Genomic DNA, 23,177 nt, shown 5'->3' with positions numbered 1-23,177 from the left:
TTAGCGCCGTGAGATAAAGATGCCGACAACGAGGCCGATGGCTGCACCTAGGCCTACACCATGCCAAGGTTTGTCATGTACGTAAGAATCTGCTTTTTGGGCTGCATCACGGGTAGATTGGGCAATACGCTCACCTGAGTCACCTAGGCGCTCGCGAGAATTTTGTAAAGCGTCCTGTGCTTTCTGATGTAAGCGTGAAAGTTCTGTACGAGATTTACTGCTACCTTGATTTAACACTTCTTCGAGCGTGTCTGCTAATGAAGCTAATTCTGCGCGTAAATCGTTAGATGCATTATTCTTCGACATCAGAGACTCCTTTTGGGGGGATAAAGTCCAGTTTATAGGCGTTATGATCGTCTACTCAGGGTAGGGGATCATTTAATAAATACTCAATTAAGTATAGATGGGCTTTTTGAAAGTTCAAAGTGAGGGCGGCAATAATTTTTAACACTATTCAATGTGATAACTGTTATCCAGAATTCTCTTAAGCACCTTTTCCGCGGCGTGACTCTCTTCAATGGAATTGAAACTAATGATTAAGGAATCGCTTCCAGAGGTAATAGACTTGATGGTAATCCCCTCAGCACTCAGGTGTTGGTATAGGAAAAAACCATCGGGTAGCGATAAACCGTGATTCGTTACATTGATTTTCACAACAGCTTCGTGCGATTGCCATGAGTGCTGGTAAGCGAATCCCCCCACGGCCAGCACAATCAGAAGCAGTACCGCTGCAAGAACGTATTGTCGCGGAGACTTAAGGAATAGAGGACGCATTAATGTTGAGGCCTTGATGCTTTTCGTTTGCGCCATAGCAAAATTAATGAACCGATCAATCCACCGACTAATAACACTGCCGGTAGTAACATCAAGCAAAACATCAGTTTATCTTCGTATTTTTGAAATAGGGGCGTTTTACCTAGGGCATAGCCTGCACAGGTTAAGATCATCACCCAGAGGAAACCACTCAGCCAGTTAAAGACTTGAAAACGTGCACTACGTAAGCCGGATACGCCCGCTAACGTCGGAAGTAAGGTGCGAACAAATGCGATAAAACGCGCAATCAGTAGTGCAGCAAGACCATGGCGCTCAAACAAGGTGTGTGTGCGTTCATGATATTTCTGTGGGATATGCGACAGCCACTTCTTCACTAATGGCGTATTCCCTAACCATCGCCCCTGAATATAACTAAACCAACAACCTAAGCTGGCAGCCGTCGTCAGAATCAATAGTGTTAATGGGAAACTCATGGTTCCCTTCGCAATCAGTACGCCGACAAGAATTAACAAGCTATCACCAGGAAGAAATGCCGCGGGTAAAAGTCCGTTTTCAAGACTTATGATGATAAACAAGATACCGTAAAGCATCCAAACCAATGAGGGGTTGGAGAGCGTATTGAAATCCTGATGCCAAAGTGCGGTGAGCAGGGCCTGCAAAGTATCCATTTAACATTCCTAATGAATAAGGTATCTGGCATTTTTACGCCAATAGTACTGAGATTATGCGCTGTGAAAACGATATGAAAAGTAAACGTTTATCAACTTCCTTGCTAGCATATTGCCGTCAAGTGTAACAAAAATTTAGTGTGATAAACATTTTAATTGTCCCTTGAGCGGGAGTTTTACGCAGGTTAGTCGCGAATCCCAACCCTTTTTACATAGGCTGACATTTTTCGTTTTCGTTAACCGAGGAGAGGGGATAAGAACGATAAGAGCCTCATGGATGCTGAGGCTCTGAAATGACTTTATGACTGTGGTTTACGCGCGTCGGGCGCTTGGCAGACAGCGGCCGTAAATAATAAATCGGTCGACGAGTTCAATGCCGTTTCTGCTGAGTCTTGTAGGACGCTAATCAAGAAACCAATAGCAACCACCTGCATGGCGACTTCATTGGGGATACCAAACATATTGCAGGCTACCGGGATCAGTAGCAATGATCCCCCCGCCACTCCCGAGGCCCCACATGCACAGAGTGACGCGACAAGACTGAGCATGATAGCGGTGGGAAGATCGATACTAATATTTAAGGTATTGACGGCTGCCAAGGTTAACACCGTGATAGTGATTGAGGCCCCAGCCATACTGATATTTGCCCCTAGCGGAATCGAAACTGAATAGGTGTCTTCATCAAGGCCTAATCGTTCTGCAATCGCCATGTTAACGGGAATGTTTGCTGCAGAACTGCGGGTGAAGAAGGCGGTGACGCCACTCTCTTTTAAACACAGGAAGACTAACGGGTAGGGGTTACGTCTTATTTTCCAGAAGACCAGTATTGGATTCACCACTAACGCCATCGTCAGCATACAGCCAATCAGCAGGAATAGTAGATTGAGGTAACTGGAGAGCGCGCTAAAGCCATTGGTCCCTAGTACTGAAGCAACTAAACCAAAAATACCGATAGGTGCTAAGCGGATCACCTTCGCGACTAGCCAAGTGATAGCCCCCGAAAAGTCGTTTAAAAGGTTACGTGTTGCGACAGAGCTATGCCTGAAGGCTAAGCCTAACGCGATTGCCCAGACTAATATACCAATATAGTTAGCATGCATCAGTGCATCGACAGGATTGACGACCATGCTAAGTAAAATACCTTGCGCAATTGCTAAGATACCTTTGGGGGCTTCACTCCCTGAGTGGGCATCGGTCAGTATCAGGGTTTGGGGGAAATGATAGCTGGCCACTACGGCGACCACGGCAGCAAAGAATGTACTCAGTAGATAGAGTGTCACAATCGGACGAATATTAACTTTTTGCCCTTGCTGATGGTTTGCAATAGAGGCCGTGACGAGTAACAGAACCAAAATCGGTGCAACGGCTTTTAGGGCATGGACAAACAATTCGCCAAGAAGCGAAACACTTTGCGCCGCAGGTTTAGAAATGAGCGCCAGTACAATCCCTGCAATCAGCGCAATAATTATTTGAGTGATTAGATTCCCCGAACGTATCCAGTTTACTAACCCAGTGGATTTTGAAGTCATCATTCTTTCTTGTTCATTGTTTTTAAAAAGGGCTTCGCACGATAACGCGTGAGTGAAGCGTGTTTGCTGCGGCAGTATAAGAAAACGAGAATTAAGTTAAAGGCGAATCTTATTAGGGATATTGTTTTAACTTAAATGATAATATCGAGAAATGGATTTTATATAGAAGATATGGCTACCACGGTGTGGTCGGGTGGATATACTGCAAGGTGGTTAACTTCCCTTGCAGTATTTTATCACGTTATAATTTTTTTCGTGTATTCAGCCAGTGGTTCAGTCCCAAAGTTACCATCAAGACGCAAGCGATCACACTTAACGAGATGGCCGTAGGAATGTGCCAGATATCGATTAGCAACATTTTTACCCCGATGAAGGTCAAAATGACGGCAAGTCCATACTGCAATAAGCTGAACTTTTCAGCGACGCCTGATAACAAGAAGTACATCGCTCGTAGACCTAAGATCGCAAATAAATTGGATGTTAGGACGATAAAGGGGTCGGTGGTTACGGCGAAAATAGCGGGAATACTGTCAACCGCAAAGATTACATCGCTTAACTCAACCATAATCAATACGAGTAGCAGTGGCGTGGCATAACGCACGCCTTGGCGGACCACGAAAAATTTATCGCCTTGCAGTTTGTCGGTCACTCGCATACGTTTTTTTAACCACTGTAGCAAGCGGCTCTCTTCCTGATGCCCATCGTCCGAGTTTGATAAAAACATCTTAATACCGGTGATGACCAAAAATGCACCGAAGATATAAAGGATCCAGCTAAATTCGTTAACGAGCCAACTGCCTGCGAAAATCATTAGGGTTCTTAGTACGATGGCCCCGAGCACGCCATAGACGAGAACGCGTTGTTGTAGCGTGGGGGGAACCGCGAAAGCGCTAAATAACATTAACCAAACAAATACGTTATCGACCGCCAAAGCTTTCTCTAACAAATAGCCAGTCAGGAAGTTTAGGGTTTGTTCCGAGGCGACCGCATTGCCTGAGAGATGCTGTAAGTAGAACCAGAGACCTGCGGCAAAGCCGAGCGAGACGCCGACCCAAACCAGTGACCATAGGGCAGCGTGTTTCACACTCATGCTGCCTGAACGTCCAGAGCTTTGTAGCCGTAGATCGATGATAAGCATAATGATAACGATAACGGAGAAGATGCCCCACATCAGTGGAGTGCCGACAGTCTGCATAAGACAATTCCTCATTAATAAAAAAACAAAAAGGGTGGTGTCGGCAGTCAAAGCGGAACTATTGCAAACCTCACCTAGTGGCAAGGTCTCACTTACAATACTTATCGTACTGCCTGACAGCCGGTGTTTTCACACGTAATGACGATCTGCCAGCGTTGAAGTTACTCCCCTTTGCTGACATCAGCATAGGAAATTTGTAGGGGAGAAACAATCATTGTTTGTAATATTTTTAAATACTTTACTTTCTCTAATGTTAAGGAAAGCTGAGGCAATATTAATTGTTGTACAGCGCGACAGCCTTTACACTGCCTATAGAAGCGGGGGAGGGTGCGTGAAAATACAAAACAGTTCGCTAAGTTGGCATGGATTATTTTTAGCAATTCCTGTAGGGATTGTAGGCGCCTGCGTCACACTTCTTTTTCGTACGGTGATTACACTGTTTAACCTTGCCGTTTTTGGGCGCAGCGATGATATCACTCAGGCAATGCAAGTATGGCCGTGGGTTTACTGGCCGTTGATCGTTGGGATAGGCGGGGCTATTGCGGGGGGATTATTGCATTTTGCCGTAAAGCTCGAGAAACAAACGGCGATCAAATCCGATTATCTTGATGTCATCAATGCACGGCTTAATGCCGTCCCAACGGGTTCTTCTGTCCTTCGGGCGTGCTCCTCAGTGATGAGTATCAGTAGTGGGGCATCGATCGGTAAAGAAGGGCCTATGGTACAACTTGCCGCACTCTGTGGTAGCTGGTTAGCCCGTTTCGTACCTAAAAGATTTGCCTTAGCGAATACCGATATGGTGGCGATGGCCGCCGCTGCAGGGTTAGCGTCTGTCTATCATGCTCCGTTGGCGTCGACGATTTTTGTGGCAGAGATCGCCTTTGGGATTTCAGCTTTACAACGAACCATGCCCATTATGTTGTCGGCCGTGACAGCGGTTCTCACGATGTACTTTTTGGGCTTTCGTTCGCCATTATATCCTTTGATGGATTTGCCCTTCTCAATTCAAACCGGGTCGTTACTGATTACCGTTATTCTGGCGCTAATCAGTGGAATGATTGGGTTTGGGTTTATTATCCTGACGCAGAAAACCCGCCAGTGGTTCAACCATATTCCTTCGCTCCCGCTTCGACTGGCGTGTGGGGGCGCCGCCGTAGGCAGTTTAGCGATTATCTCTCCAGCTATACTGGGCAATGGCTATGAGGTTATTGTCAACCTGTTCGCTGGTCACTATCTCATGCCCATGCTGTTCACCTTACTGCTACTGAAAATCATCGCGACAAGCTGTTCAGTGGGCTCTGGGGCGGTTGGCGGAATGTTTACCCCAGCATTAATGATCGGTGCTACGCTAGGGGGGATCTGTGGCCTAGTGAGCCAACAACTGGGTATTACGCAGCTTAGTCCGTGGTTATTTGCGGCGATTGGTATGGCCGCCGTGCTCTCGGCAATTTCGCAGGCCCCCTTGATGGCGATCTTAATGGTGATGGAGATGACACTGAACAGTAGTCTGTTATTTCCATTAATGATTGCTTGTGTCGTGGCGACCATGGTGACTTATCAGTGCCACTCACCGACCACTTATCCGTTAATTGGCACGCATTTATCTCGGGCGAACGCAAAATTTACTTTCGACCAAACCCGTATTAGCGAAGTGATTATTCCTGGAGCCTGTCTTTCCCCTCAAGACTCGGTGCAACAAGCACTTAATGCCAGTGGGTATAAACGCGAGCGCTACGTTTATATCATCGACGCAGAGCAGCGGTTTTTGGGTGTGGTCTCTATTCATAAAATCGTTGAACAGGTATTAGCCGAGGACATCACGTTAAATTCTCCGATCGAACAGGTGATGGAAACGGATTTCCCCTATGTATTTCAAGATCAAACCTTAAAACAGGGGTGGGAAGCTTTCAGCCGAGTGACTCTCGAAAGATTGCCAGTGTTAAATAACCCTCAGCAGCGACAATTCGTTGGAGCCTTAACGAAAACGAGTTTGATCCAGCAGGCAGAAAGTTTCTTATAGGGCCAAATACTGAGCATTGTTGGGTTTAACACAGAAACTGCGTATACTTCGCCACGTTAATGATTATCCGACCAGACAGAGAAAACCTCGATGAATGAACTGCAAGTAAGTGGGCAATCGCTTACCCTTAACCGATTCCCAACCAATGCGGCAGATCCCAACTTACAAGCGTGGGATTCCGCAGATGAATATTTACTCCAGCAGCCATTACCAGACGGCCCTGTCCTCGTCTTTAATGATAATTTTGGGGCGCTAACCTGCGGGCTTCAACCTCGCGAAGTTTGGCAAGTTAGCGATTCGTTTATCAGCCAGCAAGCCACCTTGCACAATCTTGCGATCAATGAATTGTCTGTGAATAACGTCAGGTTTTTAGATAGCCTTGCCGCGTTACCCGAAGGCATGGCTGCAGTAGTGATAAAAATCCCGAAAACTTTAGCGTTACTTGAGCATCAACTGCAAACATTACGTCAAGTCATAACGACCGAGACGGTGATCATTGCAGCAGCTAAAGCAAAAGATATTCATCGTTCCACCCTTGAGCTGTTTGAAAAATGGTTAGGTGAGACACACACTTCCTTGGCTTGGAAAAAATCGCGTCTCGTTTTTGCCAAACTGACCGTTGCACAACCCGCTGCCAATAATGGAATATTGAGTTGGCCGTTAGAGGGGACGCCTTACACATTGCATAACCATGCCAATGTTTTTGCGCGGCAATCCTTGGATATCGGCGCGCGACTGTTCTTACAACACTTACCCTCGCAACTCGAAGGTACTATCGTTGACTTGGGGTGTGGCAATGGAGTCGTTGGATTACTGGCGTTAGAACAAAATCCGGAAGCCAAGGTGCATTTTGTTGACGAATCGTGGATGGCCGTTGCATCAAGTCAGCTTAATGTTGAGAAAAACTTACCAGACGATCGCTCCCGGTGTGAGTTCACCGTCAATAATAGTTTGAGTGGCTTTACCGGTGGCAGTGTGCAAGCCGTATTGTGCAACCCGCCGTTCCATCAGCAAAGCGCGATCACCGATCATATTGCCTGGCAAATGTTTAGAGATGCCAAAAGATGCCTGGGCTATGGCGGTGAGTTACGTGTTATAGGAAACCGTCATCTCGATTATCACCGAAAATTAAAAAAATTATTTGGTAATTGCCAATTAATTGCTTCCGATGCACGCTTTGTTGTTTTACGCTCAGTGAAACTCTAATTTTCCTCATGATAACTGGGTAATTGCTATGATGAATGCGGTTAAATTCATGTCTTGCGTCACGCTAATTAGTGCGCTCTGTGCCTGTACCTCACAGGAAAAACTCGCAGATCAACGTTTGGCCGATCAATCCACCATGGCAGTAAACTGGATGCAGCAATCGGGCGAATACCAAGCGATTGCGCTTCAGACCTTTAGATTCGCGACGTTAGCTTTCCAACAAGCCGCCGCTAGGGGCATACATTCCCCAGCGGTGATTGTCGATCTTGATGAAACGATGATTGACAACAGTGCGTACCAAGCGTGGGCGGCACAACAGCAGGTGCCTTTTACGGATGCCACGTGGTCTCAGTGGACGCATGCCAAGCAAGCCTTAGCCATTCCGGGGGCCGTCGATTTTGCTCGCTATATTGATAGCCATGGCGGGACCATTTTCTATGTCTCCAACCGTGCTGAACAAGATCGCCAAGCAACCGCAGATAACCTTCGTGCACTCGGTTTCCCTGGTATCTCGTCAGAAACCTTATTATTGAATACATCCAGCAGTAATAAACAAGCGCGATTTGATAGCATTAAGAATCAAGGTTACCAGGTAGTGGTCTATGTTGGGGATAACCTCAACGATTTTGGCCAAGCCACTTGGCATAAAAATAATGTTCAGCGTCGTCGTTTTGTTAGAGAGAATCATGATAAATTTGGGACCGAATTCTTCTTACTTCCTAATCCAAGCTATGGCGACTGGGAGTCAGGATTAAGCTCAAATTACGCCAAAATGAGTCCTTCAGCTAAGCTCCAAGTTAGAGAGCAAGCGTTACGTGTTTGGAAAAAAACACCTTAACGCCACTGTATTAGGCACGGTTTGTTGTAACCTATTCACGAAATTTATGGTTAAATGACAGCCAATCGGGTTAGGGAGTACCGCTAGCCCGACCTAATCCGCTTAAAAAGGACATGCATTGCGCATCGGCTCATATGGAAAAGATCGCCCTTCTGGAAAGACTTCGTGGTATTACTGATACCATTGCCCTGTTTTTGCTCACCTTCTTTCTTTGCTATGTCAGCAGTCATCTCCGCTTACCCCTTGTGCTATCGATGTTCTGGATAGTAAATGCCGTGGTGTCGGGTATTTTTGTTCGCTATCCATCGACCCATCGTCCTATCAATTATTTGGCCTGTGCATTGGCAATGTTCCTTAATGATTATCTGTTTTCTGGATGGTTATCCTCGGCAATCTTAATCAATATGGCAAACATTATCTTTATTGCGGTGATGGCGATAGGGCTTAGAGGCCAGTGGAAAAGCCCTACTGATCAGCTCACGCCCAGACAAGTGCTGATCTTGTTTCCAGTCTGTCTCGCGGCATCCTTACTTTCCGGGATGTGGGGGGGGATCGTCAGCATGGAGGGGAAAACCCTTACCGATACTCTATTGAATGTTGCCCTGTGGGTAAGTGAACAGTTCTCGACGGGATTAATGATCCTGCCACTCATCCTCAGTTTTAAAGGTTGCCAAAAATTTGTCTGGCAGCGAACATCGGTGTTAGCAGTATTATCGGTGCCTCTTCTGTTTCTGGGGGCAGCACTGGTTAGCGGGCCAGGTAGTATTGCCTTTCCGCTGCCAGTGTTGATCTGGTGTGCATTGGTCCTACCCGTGTTTGTTTCCGCTCTGGTGACGTTCTTGGTCGGCATTCTCGAAATCATGATGGTTTATGAGAAGTTAATTGGTGAGCACTTTGTCAACAGTCCGTCCGAAATTATGACTCTTGTCTCAATTCGACTGGGCGTTGCCGCTATGGTACTGACACCTTTTATGGTGTCAGTCACAATTGATGCGGTAAAGACATTAAATAAGCGCTTAGAAATCCGAGCCAATACTGATTTTTTAACTCAACTGTTGTCTCGCGCTGGGCTTTTCGACAAGCTCAGTGATATCCCGTTACCGTCTGGACGATCGGTTGGGATGATTCTATTTGATATCGACTATTTTAAAGCGATTAACGATAATTTCGGACATCAGGCGGGAGACTCAGTACTCAGTGAATTGGGCTACATTCTGCGACGTGAGTGCAAAGAGCAATTTTATATCTCCCGTTTTGGCGGAGAAGAGTTTGCGTTGGTTGGACTCGATATTTCCCGCGAGCAGCTCTATCAACAGGCTGAAACGCTACGTTTACGGGTTGCACGACATTATTTTTCATTAAGCGATCGTTCGCTTTCAATTACGATAAGCTTAGGGTTAGAGGTGGCGACTGCTGATCACGATGAAGAGTGGGCGCAGATAATTACGCGGTTGGTCACTAAAGCCGATTCACGGCTCTATCTTTCTAAAGCCAAAGGCCGAAATCTGACTACCCCCGATTGGTCCGAGGGTAGTCCAGCGCTTAGTGATCGAACGCCGCCATGATTTTATTTTGTTGCTGATGGCGCTCGACCGCCAGCTGGAGCAATTTAGTGATCAGATCTTGGTAGCTTAAGCCGCTCGCTTGCCATAATTTCGGATACATGCTGATATTGGTGAAGCCAGGCAGTGTATTGATCTCATTGATAATCACTTCATTGCTTGGAGTAAGGAATACATCAACCCGCGCAAGACCAAAGCATTCGACAGCTTGGTAAGCCTTAAGCGCTATCTCTCTGATGTTATTCTCTATGGCTACATCGATATCGGCAGGGACCTTCACTTGGGCTCCTTGCTCATTAATGTACTTGGTCTCGTAAGAATAAAATTGATCCGAGAGGACGATCTCTCCGCAGCGACTCGCTTGCGGATGCTCGTTACCCAATACCGCACATTCGACTTCACGACCAATAATTGCCGTCTCAACCAAGACTTTGCGATCAAAACGAAAAGCTTCTTCAATGGCTGGACCTAACTGAGCTGAGGTCTCCACTTTACTGACGCCGACTGACGAGCCTTGGTTAGCAGGCTTAACGAATAATGGTAAGCCTAATTGAGACACGACGTCATCAAGATTGATGTTCTCAATATTGCTTGGCGTTAGAGTAACGAACGGCGCGATATTTAAGCCCGCATCACGTAACAGACGCTTGGTGACATCTTTATCCATGCTAATTGCTGAGCCCAGTACGTCTGAGCCGACAAAAGGTAAATTCAGGATACGTAATAGGCCTTGTAGCGTACCATCTTCGCCTAACGTACCGTGAACGATAGGGAAAATGATATCGAGCTGAGAAAGGTCGATCGCCGAAGACGAGCTAATCGCTTGCGGTTGGCCGGGTTGCAAGTGTAGCTTCCCATCAGCTTCTGCCAGTTCAATGCGTTTAGGGTCGGTCGAATTCTCAAGGAAATGTTCAACACGATAGCTGCACCATTGTCCTTGTTTCGTTATCCCCAACAGAACAACTTCAAATTTTGTTTTATCAATCGCTTCTAAAATATTTCGTGCTGATTGTAACGAAACCTGATGTTCTGCTGACTTCCCACCAAAAATGATACCGACCCGCTGTTTCATAAACTCTTTATCCGTAACTTAACTGTATGATGACAACATAACAGGTCGTGATGGGAGTGACAATGCTCGGCAGTAGCGATAAGAAGGGTTAATGTCTAACGCCTAAATTTCGCTCCATTCGCGTAACAAATTGTGGTACAGGTTTAATAAATTCATACGTGTTTCGTTAGCGCTTTCGAGTGCTGCCAGCTGTTGAATATCGCTGTCGAGTTGGCCAAGCATTGCGCGTTTTTTCTCGTCACGCACCATCGATTGGATCCACATAAATGATGCGATGCGATGGCCAGCAACAACCGGTGTCACACAATGCAAACTACTGGAAGGGTAGATCACCATATCGCCCGCAGGCAGTTTAACCTTATGTTGTCCAAAGGTGTCTTGAATGACGAGCTCGCCACCGTCATAACTTTCCGGTTCATTTAGAAAAAGCGTGGCAGAGATATCGGTACGTAACCAGAGGTTTTCTTCACGTCGAACTGCACCGTCGACATGAAAGCCATAGGCCCCGCCTCCTTGGTAGCGATTAAATAGAGGTGAGGAGATATTAACGGGGAGTGTGGTGCTAAAAAATTGTGGATGTTGATTAATTGCCTGCAGAACGAACTGTTGTAGCTCAGTATACAGCGCGGTGTGGGTATTCACTTGCTCATTACTTTTGACCGCCGCCCCTTGTTGGCCGGTTGTCACTCTGCCATCGACCCATTCCGCTTGCGCAAGGTGCTCAGTGAGGGTGGATAGCTGCTCGGCATTTAGTACGCCTTTAATGTGATGCATCATAGTCTGCGAACTCACTAACAACATGCTGTGGCAAAGTGCCACAGCATTGGCTGAAAATTAAAAGTGTACGTTCGCCGTTAGCACCCAGCTGCGCTCTGCGCCAGGGTGGTAGCGATAGCCACTTTTGTTGATAGATTGCACATAGTGCTTATTAAACAGATTATATATATTCAACTGAAGGTCGAGGTTACGATTCACTTGGTAGCCTGTCATCGCATCGGCAACCCAGTAGTTATTGATGGTATTTGGCGTACCTACCGCGCCATCAGTGCCGCGATGCATACTGCCGACATAACGGGCACCCGCTCCGGCTACCCAATCAGGTGTGATTTGGTAGGTTGTCCAAGCAGTGAATGCATGGCGAGGCGTATAACTGAGGTATTTAGAACCATCATTATTCACCGCTTTCCCTTCAGATACTTTCGCATTCTGTAAGGTATAGCCCGCTAATGCATGCCAGTTATCCGTGATATCGCCACTGATCGTCAGCTCGTAGCCTTCAACACGTTTGCGACCGACTTGTGAATAGTCTTTAGTGCTGGCATCTTGCTCAACTTCATTCTTGATATCCGTGCGGAAGAGGGCAGCGGTCAGGAGTAAGCGGCTATTCATTAAGTTCCATTTCGTGCCGACTTCGGCTGTCGCCGCTTTTTGCGGCTGGAAGTCTGTGCTGTTAGCATTTTTAGACGTGGTGGAGCTAGCCGTTAATTGAAAATCATTTCCGCCCGGCGGTTGCTGTGAAACACCATAGTTAACATAGACGTTACCTTGCTCGGTCAGGTGGTACAAGGCTCCCGCTTTCCAGTTAAACAGATTTCCACTCTTACTGGTGTCGACGGTTTTGACCGGCGTACCTTTCGCCACCCCAGCGCTACAGGTAACGGCACCCCTGCCCGAGCCACCGCAAGCGGTTGCTGATTTATAATTGGTTTGGTAGCTATCTAAACGGGCGCCACCGTTAATTTCGAACTTTTCGGTCAGTTGTAGGGTATCGAATGCGTAGAGGCCAAAAGTATCAGTGGTGCCATGGGCATCTGCACCATTGCGAGACAGGCCACCCACCGAGATCGAACTATCTGGATGATAGATATTGACGGCAGGGGGGGAAATTGCATTTAGCCCGCGGATGGTTTGGCTCTCATGAGTGAATTCAACCCCAGTACTTACGTCGTGCTTAACGCTTCCTGTACTGAACTTAGTGGTTAAATTTGTTTGGTTGGTCAGGATTTTATTCACTGAGTCACGGGTATTTGCTAAACGACTCCAGGTCCAGTCATTGACATTACGGGAATTATAGGTTTGGATATTCGACGCGCCGCCCATGACAGCAGTCATAAGATATTTTTGGCTAGTTTGCGACCAGCGAGTGGTATTTCTTATGGTCGTTACATCGGAGAAGTCATGTTCGAAGCGCATTGTTGCGCTGTCTGTGCTGGACTTATCGTAATCCGAGTCGGTACCGTAGAAGTTATGGCGATTAACTCTTCCGGCACTGTTCAGCGCTGAATAGCCTTTTGGCGCGCTGTAGCCCGGTAGCCCTATGGTTGGAATACCGCCATCAGGGGTATTGTTCTGATGAACATGGACATAATCGAGGAATAGGCGGGTGTCAGTCTCTAAACCAAAAGCGATAGACGGTGCAAACCCATATTTTTCGTGGCTGACTTTATCACGGGTCTTATCGTGACCATTGTCGCCCATCACATTGATTCTAAAAGCGGCATTATCGTTGATCATCTGATTGTAATCGACGGTTGCACGGCGAGTCGAGGCGCTACCGTAACTTAACGATCCATCGACGTTGGTCGATAACTCGGGCTTTTTAGTGATCATGTTGATCGAGCCTGACGGGGCGCTGCGGCCATAGTCTGAACCGGAAGGCCCTTTAAGGACTTCAACGCTACTAATATTAAATGTGTCACGGCTAACTGCAGCAATATCGCGAATACCATCTACGTAGATGCTATTTGAGGTATCGACGCCACGCATATAAATCGCATCGCCAGTCGTCGAACTACCATTCTCTCCAGCAAAAAATGCCCCCGCACCGGCGACGTTTTTCATTGCATCGGTAAGAGTGGTTGCGTGTTGTTCTTGAATAACTTTTTCAGGCACCACTGTTACGGTACGTGTGGTGTCCGCGAGAGGACGCGTAAACTTAGGGTCCGACAAGGTTTTCGGGACATATAGCGAAGGGAGCGTCGCCTTGATGATGAGGGTGTCATCACTTTTTGGGTTCTCACTCAATTTGTTAGTGTGTGTAGAGGGATTATTTGCTGTGACAGCGATGGCCGGCGGTGTTAACCCGACACATAATCCTGCAAAGACGCCTAATTTTGATAATTCAATGAATGAAGGCGCGATATTTTTATTTTTTTTCACGAGGTTACCTTGTAAATACCAATGAGAATGGTTATCAGGAGCGTTCGCATTATTAATATTTTTTAGTAAAAGGTAAAGAGTTGTAAGCAATTCCTAAGGTTATTTTCAGATTTTAATAAGGAGTTATTTCAGATTATGAATTTATCTGATGGTATTGCTGGGGGAAGGGGAAGAGATATTTTAAGTAAAAAAAAGGGCGATACATTATGTATCGCCCTTGAACTGAGTCAGCCCGTTAGGCTGGCTTTCTCATCGGTTCTTTGCGAGCGGGTGCATCACCTGCCACATAGTAACTGGCGGTACTGCGTGGGAGAGCAGCTTTGCCACGGATCATATCCGCGATTTTTTCACCAATCATGATGGTAGTGGCGTTCAAGTTGCCGGTAATGATCTCTGGCATGATTGAGGCATCTACTACGCGCAGTCCTTGCATACCGTGTACACGACCTTCATTATCGACCACAGCCATTGGATCGGTACCCATTTTACAGGTGCCGCATGGGTGATAAGCGGTCTCGCCATGGTTACGAACGAACTCATCCAGTTGCTCATCGGTTTGGCAGTCCAGACCAGGGCTGATTTCGCGGCCACGGTATTTATCTAATGCAGGTTGATTGATAATTTCACGCGTGAGTCGAATACAATCACGGAATTCCTGCCAGTCTTGATCGTGAGACATGTAGTTGAACAGGATTGCCGGATGCTCGTAAGGGTCGTTAGATTTGATACGAACATGACCACGACTTGGCGAGCGCATCGACCCTACGTGGCATTGGAAGCCATGTTCGTTGACAGCATTCGTCCCGTTATAGTTAATGGCAACCGGTAAGAAGTGGTACTGAATATTTGGCCACTCAAACTCTTCACGGCTACGAATAAACCCACCCGCTTCGAACTGATTACTCGCACCAATCCCTTTGCCTTGGAATAGCCATTGGGCACCGATCTTAGGTTGATTGTGCATTTGCAGTGCTGGATACAGGGACACTGGCTCTTTACACTCATACTGTAAATACAGCTCTAAGTGGTCCATCAGGTTCTCGCCAACCCCTGGCAGATCGTGTACTACTGGAATATTGAATTTATTCAATAATTCAGCAGAGCCTACGCCAGAGCGTTGTAGGATCTGAGGCGAAGCAATTGCGCCAGCACAGAGTAAAACTTCACGACGCGCATCGGCGTGTTGTGACGTTTTACTGCCGCCCGTTAGGTAATCGACACCGCTCGCGCGCTTACCGTTAAAGACAATTTTATCAGTCGTTGCATGGGTAATAATCGTTAAGTTACTGCGGCTCTTCGCTTGGTCAAGATAGCCTCTAGCTGTGCTTGCCCGGCGTCCATTAGGCGTGACGGTGCGATCCATTGGGCCGAAGCCTTCTTGCTGATAACCGTTAAGGTCATCGGTACGCGGGTAGCCTGCTTGGACACCTGCCTCAATCATGGCTGCGAACAGCGGATTGTTACCGGTTTTTGGGGTGGCAACGCTCACCGGGCCTTCGCCACCGTGATAGTCGTTAGGACCAATATCGCGAGTTTCCGCTTTGCGGTAGTAAGGCAGGCAGTCTAAATAGCTCCAGTTCTCTAGGCCCGGGCGTTTCGCCCAACCGTCGAGGTCCATCGCATTACCACGGATGTAACACATACCATTGATAAGGGATGATCCCCCTAAGCCTTTACCGCGACCGCATTCCATGCGGCGGTTGTTCATGTAAGGCTCTGGCTCGGTTTCATAGGCCCAGTTGTAGCGGCGGCCTTGCAGAGGGTAGGCTAAGGCCGCAGGCATTTGAGTACGGAAATCCAAACGGTAATCGGGGCCTCCTGCTTCAAGCAGGAGAACCGTGGTGTCTTTATCTTCAGTGAGGCGCGTCGCCAGTACGTTACCGGCAGAACCTGCACCAATAATGATATAATCGTATTCCATTATTTATTCCTCAATTCTGTGGATTAAAATACTGACTGGAAGCGTTCCAGTTCAACTTGCACCGATTTGATTTGGGTATAGTGCTCCAAGGTTACTAACCCATTCTCACGGCCCACGCCAGAATGCTTATAACCCCCGACAGGCATTTCTGCCGCAGACTCACCCCAAGTATTAATCCAGCAAATCCCGGCTTCCAGTTGGTGAATAATGCGGTGTGCACGATTCAACTCTTGGGTAACAACCCCTGCTGCGAGGCCGAAATTGGTATCATTTGCGCGACGAACCACTTCTGCTTCGTCGTTGTAGCTCAGGATGGACATTACCGGTCCGAAAATCTCTTCTTTCACGATCTCCATATCATCACGGCAATCGGTAAAGACTGTCGGCTCGACCCAAGCACCGTTATCGAAAGCTTCACCTGTCATACGCTTGCCGCCAGCTAAGAGCGTTGCTCCGCCTTTGATACCTGATTCAATAAAACGCATAACGTTATCGCGGTGAGCAAAGCTCACAAGAGGACCGAAGTTAGTGTCAGCATTGTTAAGATCGCCGGCGCGGATATTTTTCACGCGGGCTAAGATTTTTTGTTCAAACTCAGCTTTATGCTGCGCCGGAATAAACACACGGGTACCGTTGGTACACACTTGGCCTGAACTATAGAAGTTAGCCATCATGGCAATATCGGCAGCGAGGTCGAGGTCGGCATCCTCACAGATAATCAGCGGTGATTTCCCCCCCAGTTCCATGGTGACATCTTTCAGCGTAGAGCCTGCTGCATTCGCCATCACTTTACGACCGCTGACCACACCACCGGTAAAGGAAACTTTATCGATACCTGGGTGTTCAGTTAGGGCTTGTCCGGTTTCAGCACCGAGGCCTGGTAAGACGTTAAACACACCGTTCGGCACACCGGCTTCAGTGTAGATTTCTGCCAGTTTCAGCGCGGTAAGTGGCGTCACTTCACTTGGTTTGAAAATCATCGCATTACCTGCTGCCAGCGCGGGTGCAGATTTCCATAGTGCGATTTGAATAGGGTAGTTCCACGCCCCAATCCCTGCGACGACGCCAAGCGGTTCGCGGCGTGTGTAGACAAAAGAGGTATCACGCAGTGGAATTTGTTGACCTTCAATAGCCGGTATTAATCCTGCATAGTATTCCAACACATCCGCGCCGGTGACGATATCAACCGCGGACGTCTCACTAAAAGGTTTACCTGTGTCAAGGGTTTCCAGCGCGGCCAGTTCGTCGTTACGTTCACGTAGAATATCAACAGCCTTACGTAAAATACGAGAGCGTTCCATTGCCGTCATGGCAGCCCAAATTTTTTGGCCTTTACGTGCAGCGGCTACCGCGTTGTCGACATCGGCTTTGCCCGCAGCGTGGACATTAGCTAACACCTGGCCGTTTGCAGGGTTAACTGTCTCAAACGTGGAACCGCTCTGTGCAGGGACGTAGGCACCATCGATATACAGTAACTGTTCAGCGAATTGGGACATCGTTGTTCTCCGTCTTTAAGAGTGAATACTCGTCAATTGTTGGCGAATAAATTGTCGAGTAATAGTTTTAATCATTTGCGGATCAAAGGGATCTCCGCTGAGCGCCGCACGTAACCAGAGGCCGTCAATGAGTGCGGCTAGCCCATAACCCGCGACGCGCGCGGGCGCTTTACCTAACTCTTTATGAAACTCAGCCGTAAGCGTAGAAAATAACCGGCGGCTGCTAATCTTTTGTAATCGGTGTAATCCAGGTTGGTGTAGGCTGCTGGCCCAAAAATCTAACCAAGCTTTCGCTACCGCAGGATGAACCTGCGTTTCATCGAAGTTCGCGTCAACGATAGCGCTCAGTCGCTCTTCCGCCGAGGCGCCCGCTAATGTTTTCAACCTTACCAAAATGGCTAGTTGAAGTTTAGACGTAATATCGCGCATCGTGGCTTCAAGTAGCCCATTTTTGTCACCAAAGTAGTGACTGATGATGCCCGTTGAGACGCCCGCCCGTTTTGCAATCTGTGAAATGGTGGCGTAATGCAGCCCCACTTCATTAATGGTTGCAAGGGTGGCATCAATCAATTGTCGCTGCCGAATGGGTTGCATACCTACTTTAGGCATCACCGTTACTCCTGAATTATCAAATCCCCTTTATTAAAACTTTTTTTGATTGATTGTTCAATATAAAAAAATAAATTGTTATGCTGGGGGAGATAAAAAAGGAGTGGGCCTTTCAAAAATGCTAATCGATGCAATACTTACTCGGTTAAGTATTGGCCTAATGATTTTACTTACCCTTGGAAAGAGGATTGAGGTAAAGAATGACAACACCACCTGCTACCGGAAATAATAAAATTAATCCGGTTGTTTTTTATACATCAGCCGGACTGATTTTATTATTTGCGTTGACCACTATTCTTTATAGTGATCTCTCCGCGGCTTGGATTTTGAAAACCGTAAACTGGGTATCAGCGACGTTTGGCTGGTATTACATGCTGGCGGCTGTGATCTACATGGTTTTTGTCGTGTATATTGCTGCCTCGCGTTACGGGTCTATAAAACTGGGGCCAGAACAATCGAAACCCGAATTTAGTCTCTCGAGTTGGGCTGCAATGCTCTTCGCAGCAGGGATCGGTATCGACTTAATGTTCTTCTCTGTGGCTGAGCCTGTGACGCAGTATATGCAGCCACCTCAAGGCGCTGGCGAAACCATTGAAGCCGCACGTCAATCGATGGTCTGGACGTTATTCCACTACGGGATTACCGGTTGGTCGATGTATGCCTTAATGGGGATCGCACTGGGGTACTTTAGTTACCGCTATAATTTACCGCTCACCATTCGTTCGGCGTTATACCCGATTTTCGGTAAACGCGTGAATGGGGCAATTGGCCATACCGTCGATATTGCGGCAGTCATCGGGACAATTTTTGGTATTGCCACCACCCTCGGCATAGGGGTAGTGCAGTTAAACTACGGTTTGAGTGTCCTCTTCCATATCCCAGACAGCTTAGCCGCTAAAGCAGCCCTGATCGTGCTATCTGTAGTGATTGCTACCATCTCTGTTACCTCTGGGGTGGATAAAGGGATTCGTTTACTTTCCGAGCTTAATGTCTTGCTCGCGCTGGGACTGATTATTTTTGTCTTATGTGTCGGCGATACCAGCTTCCTGCTTAACGCAATCGTGCTCAACATCGGTGACTATGTTAACCGTTTTATGGGTATGGCACTGGATACGTTCGCCTTTGACCGTCCGACACAATGGATGAATAACTGGACGCTCTTTTTCTGGGCATGGTGGGTTGCTTGGTCACCGTTCGTCGGACTGTTCTTGGCGCGCATTAGCCGCGGGCGGACGATCCGTGAATTCGTGTTGGGTACGTTAATTATTCCGTTTACCTTCACATTATTGTGGTTATCGGTATTTGGTAACGCCTCACTTTATGAAATTATCCATGGTGATCATGCCTTTGCTCAAGAGGTGCTAGCGCACCCAGAACGCGGTTTTTATAGTCTGTTAGCGCACTATCCAGGATTTACTTTCAGTGCGTCGGTCGCGACGATTACCGGTTTACTATTTTATGTAACGTCTGCCGATTCTGGTTCGTTAGTATTAGGTAACTTCACTACCCGTTTGAAGGATATCAACTCTGACTCTCCTAACTGGGTTCGTATCTTCTGGTCAGTAACGATTGGAGTGTTAACTTTAGGGATGTTGATGGCCAACGGTATTTCTGCGCTGCAAAATACGACGGTGATTATGGGATTACCCTTTAGTTTCGTAATCTTCTTCGTGATGGCCGGGTTATTCAAATCCTTACGGGTTGAAGACTTCCGCCGTGCTAGCGCAAATAGAGATACCGCGCCGTATCTGGTAAATGCGAATGATCGCCTCTCATGGAAGAAACGTCTGACACGATTAATGACCTACCCAGGCAGTCGTTATACAGAACAGATGATGGACACGATCTGTTATCCGGCGATGCAAGATGTTGCCAAAGAGCTTGAGGTGAGAGGAGCAAATGTTGAACTGCAACGTTTACCTCCTGAAGAGGAAGGCGGCTTGGGCCATCTGTCACTGATGGTGAATCTCGGTGACGAACAGAACTTCTTGTATGAGATTTGGCCACAGAAATATGCGATACCGGGCTTTACTTACCGCGCGCGAAGTGGTAAATCGACCTACTATCGTCTTGAAACCTTCTTGGTTGAAGGTAGCCAAGGTAATGATTTAATCGGCTACAGTAAGGAGCAGGTGATTATCGACATGCTGGACCAGTATGAGCGACACCTTAACTTTATCCACCTTCATCGCGAAGCACCGGGGAATCATATTAATTTCCCCAATCTATAAAGACGCAATCAGGGCTGGATCCTCGCCAGCCCTTTATTGTCTTCAACCGTGTCGGCACCATCGTAATTACTCTTTGGAATACTGCTATGCACAAAATTGTTAATGCCTTTCTGCCTCTTTATTTTGCTACGCTTCTTTTACTACTGGGTTCCGGCTTATTGACCACTTGGGTCTCATTACGCTTGAGTTGGCAGCAGGTTTCAGGTGCGATGATCGGTGCCATCACGGCGGCTAACTATATCGGACTAGTGATTGGTGGCAAAGTTGGCCATAACCTTATTGCCCGTGTCGGCCATATCCGCGCTTATGTCGCCTGTGCCGGCATCATTACCGCCTCAGTCATCGGCCATGGGATGACGGATTGGGTACCTGTATGGATTGCCTTACGCTTTATCATCGGTTTAGCGATGATGTGCCAGTATATGGTGTTGGAGAGCTGGTTAAATGACCAAGCTGAACCTCAGCAACGCGGCGTCATTTTCGGTCTGTATATGGTCGCCACCTATTTAGGCCTCTCGGCAGGGCAGGTGATATTAACGCTGCACTTTAGCAATCAACTCGTTCCTTTATTAATCGTTGGGCTTTGCTTCTCGCTCTGCTTGGTACCGATAGCTTTGACAACACGCACCAAAGTTCAACCGATGTCACCCGCGCCCTTAGAGCTTGGTTACTTTTTTAAAAATATTCCGCGAATACTGGTAATTACCTTGGTAACGGGGATGATTATCGGGGCTTTCTATGGCATGGCGCCGGTCTATGCCAGCACCTTATCGTTCGATACGTCACAGGTCGGCTTATTTATGGCCTTAACGATCTTTGCCGGACTGGTGACTCAGTTTCCACTGAGTTGGCTGTCTGACCGATATGAACGACAACGGCTCCTACTAGCGACCTCATCGCTCTATGTCTTGGCGTCGTTACCACTGGTTTTTCTGGTACATACCTCTTTTATCGTACTGATGGCGATCGCTTTTTTAGCCAGTATGGTGCAGTTTGCGCTCTACCCTTTAGCGGTAGCTATCGCCAATGACCGAATTACCCCAGAGCGCCGTGTATCGTTGACGGCTTGTCTGCTGATGTCCTACGGGATTGGTGCCAGTATCGGTCCTCTATTTACCGGCGTATTAATGGAGTCTTTTGGCGGGAATATGCTCTATCTGTTTTTTGTGGTGTGCGGCGGGACGATTTTTGCGCTGAGTTGGAAAACCCTCCCTGTTCCTAAGCGCTTACAAGAAGAGGCGGTTGCACACGTACCGCTGACCGATGGCTTGGTGAGCTCGCCATTAACCGCGGCGTTAAATCCGGTGATCGATGAAGCGGATATCATCAATACGATGGTGAATACCGACGATGAAGAACCTATCGAATCAAACGATAATCCGACCACACCGTCATGATAGAGGGAAGTTATTCTTTTTTAGATAATAACTTTGTTTTAATTATTCATTTTTATTGGTTATTAAAAACACGTAGTGTTGTGGTCATCGTTAATTCATTTGTTATGAGGTCGCTATGTCACATCCACATTCTCGTAATCCTGCCAATGGTCAACGGATCAAAGAGTATCCTTTTGTGAGCCAAAGCGAATGTGAGGCGATTGTTCGCCGCACCGCTGAGGCTCAGAAAACTTGGCGTGAAGTCTCGCTAGAGGAACGCCGCAATGTACTATTACAGCTCTCGGCAGCGCTGCGCGAACGTAACGAAGAGCTAGCGGCGATGGCCACGCGTGAGATGGGTAAACCTATCACCCAATCTCGTGCCGAGGTGAACAAATGTGCGCAAGTCTGTGAATGGTATGCCGAGCACGGCCCAGCAGTATTAGCCCCTCAGCCAACACTGGTTGAAAATAAGAAAGCTTGGCAGGAATTCCGACCGCTGGGGACAATCCTTGCTGTCATGCCGTGGAACTTCCCGTACTGGCAAATTCTTCGTGGTGCAGCGGGGATGTTGTTAGCAGGGAACACCTATTTGCTGAAGCATGCCCCGAACGTGATGGGCTGTGCCTATTTAATGAAAGATATCTTCGATAAGCTTGATGCACCAGCAGGTATTTTCGATATCGTGAATATCGATAATGACGGTGTTTCTGCCTTAATTGCCGATTCACGAATTGCTGCTGTCGCTGTGACGGGTAGCGTCCGCGCAGGCTCAGCCATTGCGGCTCAAGCTGGGGCAGCATTGAAGAAAACCGTCCTAGAATTAGGCGGATCTGACCCGTTTATTGTGTTAGCCGATGCAGATCTAGATGAAGGGGTAAAAGCGGCAGTGATTGGTCGTTACCAAAATACAGGGCAAGTCTGTATGGCGGCGAAGCGCTTTATTATTGAAGAGAGCATTGCTCAACAATTTGAGCAAAAATTCACGCAAGCAGTCGCCGACTTATCGATGGGCGATCCCATGCTCGACACGACTTATTTAGGACCTATGGCACGTTACGATCTTCGTGACGAGTTACACCTACAAGTCGAAAAAACCTTAGCCGAGGGTGCCCGTTTGGTCTGTGGTGGCGAGAAAGTCGCGGGAGAGGGGAACTATTACGCACCAACCATTCTCGCGGAGGTGGCTGAAACGATGACCGCTTTCCGTGAGGAGGTATTTGGCCCGGTTGCAACCCTAACTGTAGCGCGTGATGCGCAGCATGCCCTTGAACTGGCCAATAATAGCGACTTTGGCCTAGCGGCGACGGTATGGACGGCTGATAACGCGGTCGCTGATAAAATCACTCGTCAGCTAGAGACCGGTGCCGTCTTCGTCAATGGTTATGGCGCATCGGACCCTCGGGTCACGATTGGTGGGGTGAAGAAGAGTGGTTATGGACGTGAGCTGAACCACTTCGGTCTACATGAGTTCTGTAACATACAGACGGTGTGGGTAGACCGCCGTTAATTGCCAAGCCG

The 23,177-nt window shown here is 47.6% G+C and carries 18 protein-coding genes; 7 read left to right on the top strand and 11 right to left on the bottom strand.

Annotated features, from left to right (window positions below):
- The 5 genes from MKR94_RS05040 to MKR94_RS05020 all read right to left on the bottom strand — a co-directional run bounded on the left by MKR94_RS05040 (position 1) and on the right by MKR94_RS05020 (position 4,166).
- Positions 1-306, bottom strand: coding sequence for an ElaB/YgaM/YqjD family protein (locus MKR94_RS05040; RefSeq protein ID WP_241645830.1), 306 nt, complete (start codon positions 304-306; stop codon positions 1-3).
- A 144-nt stretch (positions 307-450) separates the two neighbouring features.
- Entirely contained in the window at positions 451-774 is a 324-nt protein-coding gene (gene mzrA, locus MKR94_RS05035) for an EnvZ/OmpR regulon moderator MzrA (RefSeq protein WP_241645828.1), read from the bottom strand.
- Entirely contained in the window at positions 774-1,442 is a 669-nt protein-coding gene (locus MKR94_RS05030; protein WP_241645826.1) for a DedA family protein, read from the bottom strand. Before MKR94_RS05030 ends, mzrA begins: the two co-directional genes overlap by 1 nt.
- A 299-nt stretch (positions 1,443-1,741) precedes the next feature.
- The gene (gene sstT / locus MKR94_RS05025; RefSeq protein ID WP_241646013.1) at positions 1,742-2,971 is read right to left on the bottom strand and encodes a serine/threonine transporter SstT; all 1,230 of its coding nucleotides are present in this window, start codon (positions 2,969-2,971) and stop codon (positions 1,742-1,744) included.
- A gap of 241 nt (positions 2,972-3,212) precedes the next feature.
- The gene (locus MKR94_RS05020; RefSeq protein ID WP_241645823.1) at positions 3,213-4,166 is read right to left on the bottom strand and encodes a TerC family protein; all 954 of its coding nucleotides are present in this window, start codon (positions 4,164-4,166) and stop codon (positions 3,213-3,215) included.
- 331 nt (positions 4,167-4,497) lie between these two features.
- On the opposite strand from MKR94_RS05020, the gene MKR94_RS05015 reads away from it, so the two are divergent.
- The 4 genes from MKR94_RS05015 (at position 4,498) to MKR94_RS05000 (ending at position 9,795) form a co-directional block, all read left to right on the top strand.
- A complete protein-coding gene (locus tag MKR94_RS05015) occupies positions 4,498-6,186 on the top strand; it encodes a chloride channel protein (RefSeq protein ID WP_241645820.1) in 1,689 nt (562 codons plus the stop codon).
- A 90-nt stretch (positions 6,187-6,276) separates the two neighbouring features.
- Positions 6,277-7,392, top strand: a complete 1,116-nt coding sequence (gene rlmG / locus MKR94_RS05010) for a 23S rRNA (guanine(1835)-N(2))-methyltransferase RlmG (protein WP_241645816.1) — start codon at positions 6,277-6,279, stop codon at positions 7,390-7,392.
- 28 nt (positions 7,393-7,420) lie between these two features.
- Positions 7,421-8,230, top strand: a complete 810-nt coding sequence (locus tag MKR94_RS05005) for a 5'-nucleotidase, lipoprotein e(P4) family (protein WP_422047501.1) — start codon at positions 7,421-7,423, stop codon at positions 8,228-8,230.
- 134 nt (positions 8,231-8,364) lie between these two features.
- The gene (locus MKR94_RS05000) at positions 8,365-9,795 is read left to right on the top strand and encodes a GGDEF domain-containing protein (RefSeq protein WP_241645813.1); all 1,431 of its coding nucleotides are present in this window, start codon (positions 8,365-8,367) and stop codon (positions 9,793-9,795) included.
- On the opposite strand, the gene ddlA is transcribed toward MKR94_RS05000, so the two are convergent.
- The 6 genes from ddlA to betI form a co-directional block, all read right to left on the bottom strand.
- A complete protein-coding gene (gene ddlA, locus MKR94_RS04995; protein WP_241645811.1) occupies positions 9,773-10,864 on the bottom strand; it encodes a D-alanine--D-alanine ligase in 1,092 nt (363 codons plus the stop codon). The genes MKR94_RS05000 and ddlA overlap by 23 nt on opposite strands.
- 102 nt (positions 10,865-10,966) lie before the next feature.
- The gene (locus tag MKR94_RS04990; RefSeq protein ID WP_241645809.1) at positions 10,967-11,641 is read right to left on the bottom strand and encodes a Fe2+-dependent dioxygenase; all 675 of its coding nucleotides are present in this window, start codon (positions 11,639-11,641) and stop codon (positions 10,967-10,969) included.
- A gap of 57 nt (positions 11,642-11,698) precedes the next feature.
- Entirely contained in the window at positions 11,699-14,023 is a 2,325-nt protein-coding gene (locus tag MKR94_RS04985) for a catecholate siderophore receptor Fiu (RefSeq protein ID WP_422047500.1), read from the bottom strand.
- Positions 14,024-14,258: 235 nt separating this feature from the next.
- The gene (betA, locus tag MKR94_RS04980; RefSeq protein WP_241645807.1) at positions 14,259-15,944 is read right to left on the bottom strand and encodes a choline dehydrogenase; all 1,686 of its coding nucleotides are present in this window, start codon (positions 15,942-15,944) and stop codon (positions 14,259-14,261) included.
- A gap of 23 nt (positions 15,945-15,967) precedes the next feature.
- Entirely contained in the window at positions 15,968-17,440 is a 1,473-nt protein-coding gene (gene betB / locus MKR94_RS04975; RefSeq protein WP_241645804.1) for a betaine-aldehyde dehydrogenase, read from the bottom strand.
- Positions 17,441-17,455: 15 nt separating this feature from the next.
- Positions 17,456-18,049, bottom strand: coding sequence for a transcriptional regulator BetI (gene betI, locus MKR94_RS04970; protein ID WP_241646008.1), 594 nt, complete (start codon positions 18,047-18,049; stop codon positions 17,456-17,458).
- Positions 18,050-18,249: 200 nt separating this feature from the next.
- On the opposite strand from betI, the gene MKR94_RS04965 reads away from it, so the two are divergent.
- The 3 genes from MKR94_RS04965 to MKR94_RS04955 all read left to right on the top strand — a co-directional run bounded on the left by MKR94_RS04965 (position 18,250) and on the right by MKR94_RS04955 (position 23,166).
- The gene (locus MKR94_RS04965) at positions 18,250-20,280 is read left to right on the top strand and encodes a choline transporter (protein ID WP_241645802.1); all 2,031 of its coding nucleotides are present in this window, start codon (positions 18,250-18,252) and stop codon (positions 20,278-20,280) included.
- An 86-nt stretch (positions 20,281-20,366) separates the two neighbouring features.
- Positions 20,367-21,677, top strand: coding sequence for an MFS transporter (locus tag MKR94_RS04960; protein ID WP_241645799.1), 1,311 nt, complete (start codon positions 20,367-20,369; stop codon positions 21,675-21,677).
- Positions 21,678-21,792: 115 nt separating this feature from the next.
- On the top strand, positions 21,793-23,166 hold the full coding sequence (locus MKR94_RS04955; RefSeq protein ID WP_241645796.1) for an aldehyde dehydrogenase family protein: 1,374 nt from the start codon (positions 21,793-21,795) through the stop codon (positions 23,164-23,166).
- Positions 23,167-23,177 lie beyond the last annotated feature (11 nt).

Source organism: Rosenbergiella metrosideri, assembly GCF_022602565.1.
GTDB lineage: Bacteria > Pseudomonadota > Gammaproteobacteria > Enterobacterales > Enterobacteriaceae > Rosenbergiella > Rosenbergiella metrosideri.
This window is presented reverse-complemented; position numbering and strand designations above follow the sequence as displayed.